Below are 6,000 nucleotides of genomic sequence, written 5' to 3' on the forward strand. Positions count from 1 at the left end.
CGGCCCTATGACAGCGGTTAGCGCAGAACGCGACAGTGCCCGCCAGGAAGTCCCCGAACAGCTCAGGAATGACGTCAAGCTGCTCGGCGAGATGCTCGGAACGGTCCTCGCCGAAAGCGGCGGCGCGGACCTGCTCGCCGATGTCGAGAAACTCCGACACGCCGTGATCGGTGCCCGCGACGGGACCGTCACGACCGAGGAGATCACCGGCCTGGTCGCGGCCTGGCCCCTGGAACGCGCCAAGCAGGTCGCCCGCGCCTTCACGGTCTACTTCCATCTGGCCAACCTGGCCGAGGAACACCAGCGCATGCGCGCCCTGCGCGAACGCGACGACGCCGCGAACCCGCCCCGCGAGTCCCTGGCCGCCGCCGTGCGCGCCGTCCGCGAGGGAGAGGGCGGCGAGGAGCGCCTGACCGAACTGGTCGAGGGCATGGAGTTCCACCCCGTGCTCACCGCCCACCCCACCGAGGCCCGGCGCCGCGCCGTCTCCACCTCCATCCTGCGCATCAGCGCCCAATTGGAGGCCTGGCACACCTCACACGAGGGCAGCGGCGCCGCCGCCGAGGCGCACCGCCGCCTGCTGGAGGAGATCGACCTCCTCTGGCGCACCTCCCAGCTGCGCTACACCAAGCTGAACCCGCTCGACGAGGTCCGCACCGCCCTGGCCGCCTTCGACGAGACGATCTTCTCGATCGTCCCGCAGGTCTACCGGACCCTCGACACCGCCATCGACCCCGAGGGCACCGGAACCCGCCCGCCCCGCGCCACGCCGTTCGTCCGCTACGGGAGTTGGATCGGCGGCGACCGGGACGGCAACCCCTTCGTCACCCACGAGGTGACCCGCGAGGCGATGACCATCCAGTCCGAGCACATCCTGCGCGGCCTGGAGACCGCCTGCGGCCGGGTGGCCCGCGCCCTCACCGTCTACTCCAACCTCACGCCCGCCAGCCCGGCGCTCCGGGACGCGATCTCCGAGGCGAAGGCGGGCCAGCCCGCGCTCATGGGCGAGATCACCCAGCGCTCACCCAACGAACCCCACCGCCAGCTCCTGCTCCTGGCCACGGCCCGCCTGCGCGCCACCCGCGAACGCGACGCCGACCTCGCCTACACCGACGCGGACGAGTTCCTCACCGACCTGCGTCTGGTCCAGGAGTCGCTCGCCGCCGCCGGGGCGGTCCGCCAGGCCTACGGCGACCTCCAGCACCTCGTGTGGCAGGCCGAGACCTTCGGCTTCCACCTGGCCGAACTGGAGATCCGCCAACACAGCGAGGTCCACGCGGCCGCGCTCAAGGAGCTGGAGTCCGGCGGGCCCCTCTCGGAGCGCACGGAGGAGGTCCTCGACACCATCCGGACCGTCTCCTGGATCCAGGAGCGCTTCGGCGTGGAGGCCTGCCGCCGCTACATCGTCAGCTTCACCCGTTCGGCCGAGGACATCGAGGCCGTCCACAAGCTGGCCACCCACGCCCTGCCGCCCAAGCGTGTGCCCGTCCTGGACGTCATCCCGCTCTTCGAGACCGGAGCGGACCTGGAGGCCTCACCCCGGGTACTGGCCGGGATGCTCGAACTCCCGCCCGTCCGCCAGCGGCTGGCCGACAACGACCGCCGCCTCGAGGTGATGCTCGGCTACAGCGACTCCGCCAAGGACGTGGGCCCCGTCAGTGCGACCCTGCGCCTGTACGACGCCCAGGCCCGGCTGTCCGCGTGGGCCCGCGAGCACGACGTGCGCCTCACCCTCTTCCACGGCCGGGGCGGTTCCCTCGGCCGCGGCGGCGGTCCGGCCAGCCGCGCCCTGCTCGCCCAGGCGCCGGGTTCGGTCGACGGCCGGTTCAAGGTCACCGAACAGGGCGAGGTCATCTTCGCCCGCTACGGCCAGGCTGCCATCGGCCGCCGCCACATCGAACAGGTCGGCCACGCCGTCCTGATGGCCTCCACCGACACCGTCCAGGAGCACGAGCGCGCCGCCGCCGAGCGCTACCGGCGCCACGCGGACACCATCGCGGAGGCCGCCCAGGAGGCGTACCTCTCGCTCATCAACACCGACGGCTTCGCGGTGTGGTTCTCCAGGGTCAGCCCCCTCGAAGAGCTCGGTGACCTCCGCCTCGGGTCGCGGCCCTCCCGCCGCAGCGCCGCCAAGGGCCTGGGCGACCTCCGGGCGATCCCGTGGGTGTTCGCGTGGACCCAGACCCGGGTGAACCTGCCCGGCTGGTTCGGCCTCGGCACGGGCCTGGCCGCCGTGGCGGACCTGCCCGTCCTCCAGGCCGCCTACCAGGAGTGGCCGCTGTTCGCGTCGCTGCTGGACAACGCGGAGATGAGCCTGGCCAAGACCGACCGCACCATCGCCGAGCGCTACCTCGCCCTGGGGGACCGGCCCGAACTCAGCGAGACGGTCCTGCGGGAGTACGACCTGACCCGCGAACTCGTCCTCAGGGTGACCGGCCACAGCCGCCTGCTGGAGAACCGCGCGGTCCTGTCCCGCGCCGTGGACCTGCGCAACCCCTACGTGGACGCGCTCAGCCACCTCCAGCTCCGCGCCCTGGAGGCACTGCGCGGCGAGGAGTCCGAGTCCCTGTCCGAAGAGGACAGCGAGCACCTGGAACGACTGCTCCTGCTCTCTGTCAACGGAGTGGCCGCCGGACTCCAGAACACCGGCTGACTGCTCTAATGGACGGATGAACGAGATCCCTCCCCTGGACCGGAACGCGATCCGCCCCGGCGGACTCTGGCGGGTCGAGGTGGTGCCCGAGGCGGGGTCCACCAACACCGAACTGATCGCGAGGTCCAGGGAAGGGGCCCCCGAGGGGACCGTGCTGGTCACCGAACACCAGACCGCCGGAAAGGGAAGGCTGGGGCGCGGCTTCACGACCCCACCGGGGGTCGCGCTCACCTTCTCGCTCCTGGTCCGGCCCGAGGTGCCCTCGGAACAACTCGGCTGGGTGTCCCCCCTCATGGGGTTGGCGGCCGTCGCAGCCGTGCGCAGGACCACCGGGCTCGACACACGGCTCAAGTGGCCCAACGACCTCCTCGTCGGAGAGACCAAGCTCGCCGGGATCCTGGCCGAGGCCGACTTCTCCGACCCCTCCCACCCCGCCATCGTGGTCGGTATGGGGCTGAACGTCTCCCAGACGCGCGACGAACTGCCCGTGGAGACCGCCACCTCACTCCGCGCGGAAGGCGCACACACCCTTCGGGAGACCCTCCTCGTCGCGGTCCTTGAGGAGTTCGAAAGGCGTTACACCACCTGGAAGTTCGCCGACGAGTACCGGGACGTGTGCGTGACCATCGGCCGCCGGGTCCGCGTCCACCTTCCCGGAGGCACCTTCCTCGACGGCACCGCCACCGGGGTCGACGACCAGGCCCGGCTGCTCGTCGCCGGGCGGGCCCTCAGCGCCGGGGACGTCGTGCACGTCCGACCGGGCGAATAACCGTTCCTTGTGCCATTATCACCATTATGGCTATCGCGGACCGCTATCTCTCCGATGACGAAGAACTCGTCCACGTCGCGCGTCAACACTGGACCCTCCTCGCCGGAGAGTTCGTGGCGCTGTTCCTCATCATCGGTGTCGTCGGCACCGCGCTCTTCTTCGTTCCCTGGAACGAGGACTGGAGCCTGATCGCCGCCGGAGTCGTGGTGGCCGTGGGCGTCGTCGCCGCCCTGGCCTTCTGGTTCGTCCCCATGCTCAAGTGGGCGACCACCGTCTACATCCTCACCAACCGGCGGCTGATGATGCGTGACGGCATCATCTCCAAGCAGGGCCGGGACATGCCGTTGACGAGGGTCAACGACGTCTCCTTCAACATCACCCTGTGGGAACGGATCATGCGGTACGGAACGTTGTCCATTCAGTCGGCGTCCGAACAGGAGGGCATGGTCCTCCAGCGGGTGCCCCGACCCCAGTGGTTCCAGTCGGAGATCTACCGCCAGGTCAACGCGGCCCAGCGGCCGGAGTACCCGGCGAGCTGACCAACCCGCCCCCTCCGGCGTAAGCTGGAGGCGCATCCCACACCGCCCCCGTGCGGTAAGGCCGTGAAAGAGAACGTATGCCGTCGCGTCCTGACCCGAAAGCGATCGAGTCCGTCCTGCTCGGTGGTGAAGCGGTCTACACCAGGGAACAGGCGGTCGAGCTCGCCGAAGCCGACCCCGAACTGGCCGGGCGCGTCTGGCGCGCCCTCGGTTTCCCCACCCTGGGTGACGACTCGGTGATCTTCGCCGAGAGCGACGTCGAGGCGTTGCGCATCACCAACTCCCTCCTCAAGGAGGGGCTCCTGGACGAAGAGGGAGTGGTCCGCTTCGCCCGCGCCATGGGTCAGACCATGGCCAGACTCGCGGACTGGCAGACCAGCATCCTGAGCACCCTCATCTTCCAGAACGAGGAATCCGCCAGCCCGCTGATGAACCAGGTCAAGGAGCTGCTACCCGACGTGGAGCGGCTCCTCCTGCACATCTGGCGCCGCCAGCTCGCCGCGTCCACGGCGCGCACCCTCGCGGTGATGTCCAACAACAACGACACCGTCCCGAACTACTACCCGCTGATCGTGGGCTTCGCGGACCTGGTCTCCTTCACCACCCTGAGCCGTGAACTCGACGAGGTCGAACTCGCGGGCGTCGTGGAGGGCTTCGAGGCCACCGCCGCCGACATCGTCGCCTCCGGCGGCGGACGGGTGGTCAAGACCCTCGGCGACGAGGTCCTCTACGTCGCGGACTCCCCCCTCCAGGCCGCGGACATCGCCCTGCGCCTGGCCTCCGGGGTGAAGACCCACGTGGAGGTCCCCGACGTCCGGGTCGGCGTGGCCTACGGCCCCGTCCTCACCCTGCACGGCGACGTCTTCGGTACCACCGTCAACCGGTCCAGCAGGCTCACCTCCTTCGCCCGCCCGGGAACCGTCCTCATCGACGAGGCCCTCGCCGAGAGCCTGACCGACGAGGAGGGCCTCCAGGTGGTGCAGGTCCGCGCGCGACACGCCCACGGTCTCGGGCTGATCCAGCCGTACGCGCTGCGCCGTGACTTCGACGCGCAACCGCATGTGCCGACGCCCCCGGAGGGATAGGCTCGAAACCCCAACGTGAGGCGGTGAGAGTTTGACCCCCATCCAACAACTGCGTACCTCGGGTGTCTTCAGCGTCGAGGGCACCGAGTCCGACATCGAGAACAACGTGTGGATCGTCGGAAACGACGAGAGCGCCGTGGTGATCGACGCCGCCCACGACCACGAGCGCATCGCCCGAGGGCTGGGCGACCGTGAACTCATGGCGATCGTGTGCACCCACGGGCACCCCGACCACATCAACGCCGCCGTCGCCCTGGCCGATCTCGCGGACTGCCCGATCCTCCTCCACCCCGACGACGCCGAGCTGTGGCACCAGGTGCACCCCTACCGTGAACCCGACGCGCCCCTTCTGCACGGCGAGGTCCTGCGCGCGGGGGACGTGGAGCTCAACGTGCTGCACACCCCGGGCCACACCCCCGGCGGAGTGTCCTTCCACTCGCCCGAACTCGGCGTGGTCTTCAGCGGCGACACGCTCTTCCCCGACGGCCCCGGAGCCACCGGCCAGCCCTCCTCGGACTTCCCCACGATCATCGCGTCCATCCGCGACCAGCTGATCACCCTCCCGGGCGACACCGTCGTCCACCCCGGCCACGGCGAGTCCACCACCATCGCCGAAGCCGCCAACCACCTGGAAGAGTGGACCACCCGAGGCTTCTGACACGCGCTCCGCCAGGGCACGCAGGTGAAGCGACATCCTCCGCCCCCGAGGGCGAAGAAGCACAGGCGCGCACCCGCAGGGGGTTTGAACCGCAACCACGTGCTGTTGTGACCCGCACGGCGCGGTTCCCCGCACCACCCCAAGCACGAGAAGCGCCCCGCCCTCCGGGGGGATATGGGGGTGCAGGTCGCTGCGCCCCTTGGGGGTTGGAACCGCAACCACGTGCTGTTGTGAGCTGCACGGCGCAGTTCCCCTCAGACTCTGGGGGTCTAGAAACGGGCACGTGTGTGCGCTCG

The 6,000-nt window shown here is 70.0% G+C and carries 5 protein-coding genes; all 5 read left to right on the forward strand.

Annotated features, from left to right (window positions below; all coding sequences use genetic code 11):
* The first annotated feature begins 91 nt into the window (after nucleotides 1-91).
* The 5 genes from BDW27_RS25305 to BDW27_RS25325 all read left to right on the forward strand — a co-directional run bounded on the left by BDW27_RS25305 (nucleotide 92) and on the right by BDW27_RS25325 (nucleotide 5,704).
* A complete protein-coding gene (locus tag BDW27_RS25305; RefSeq protein WP_110052111.1) occupies nucleotides 92-2,653 on the forward strand; it encodes a phosphoenolpyruvate carboxylase in 2,562 nt (853 codons plus the stop codon).
* A 16-nt stretch (nucleotides 2,654-2,669) separates the two neighbouring features.
* The gene (locus BDW27_RS25310) at nucleotides 2,670-3,422 is read left to right on the forward strand and encodes a biotin--[acetyl-CoA-carboxylase] ligase (RefSeq protein ID WP_110052112.1); all 753 of its coding nucleotides are present in this window, start codon (nucleotides 2,670-2,672) and stop codon (nucleotides 3,420-3,422) included.
* 26 nt (nucleotides 3,423-3,448) lie between these two features.
* Nucleotides 3,449-3,961 carry a PH domain-containing protein gene (locus tag BDW27_RS25315; RefSeq protein ID WP_017542207.1) on the forward strand — a complete coding sequence of 171 codons (513 nt, stop codon included), beginning with the start codon at nucleotides 3,449-3,451 and terminating at the stop codon, nucleotides 3,959-3,961.
* Nucleotides 3,962-4,038: 77 nt separating this feature from the next.
* Nucleotides 4,039-5,046 carry an adenylate/guanylate cyclase domain-containing protein gene (locus BDW27_RS25320; protein WP_017542206.1) on the forward strand — a complete coding sequence of 336 codons (1,008 nt, stop codon included), beginning with the start codon at nucleotides 4,039-4,041 and terminating at the stop codon, nucleotides 5,044-5,046.
* A 31-nt stretch (nucleotides 5,047-5,077) separates the two neighbouring features.
* Entirely contained in the window at nucleotides 5,078-5,704 is a 627-nt protein-coding gene (locus BDW27_RS25325) for an MBL fold metallo-hydrolase (RefSeq protein ID WP_017542205.1), read from the forward strand.
* Nucleotides 5,705-6,000: the final 296 nt, after the last annotated feature.

Origin of the sequence: Nocardiopsis sp. L17-MgMaSL7 (genome assembly GCF_003182025.1) — a bacterium.
Taxonomy (GTDB): Bacteria; Actinomycetota; Actinomycetes; order Streptosporangiales; family Streptosporangiaceae; genus Nocardiopsis; species Nocardiopsis prasina.

Bases quoted from the DNA above. Each gene is read 5' to 3' on its own strand.
- BDW27_RS25305 (WP_110052111.1), top strand. From the start codon at position 92: ATGCTCGGAACGGTCCTCGCCGAAAGCGGCGGCGCGGACCTGCTCGCC.
- BDW27_RS25310 (WP_110052112.1), top strand. From the start codon at position 2,670: ATGAACGAGATCCCTCCCCTGGACCGGAACGCGATCCGCCCCGGCGGA.
- BDW27_RS25315 (WP_017542207.1), top strand. From the start codon at position 3,449: ATGGCTATCGCGGACCGCTATCTCTCCGATGACGAAGAACTCGTCCAC.
- BDW27_RS25320 (WP_017542206.1), top strand. From the start codon at position 4,039: ATGCCGTCGCGTCCTGACCCGAAAGCGATCGAGTCCGTCCTGCTCGGT.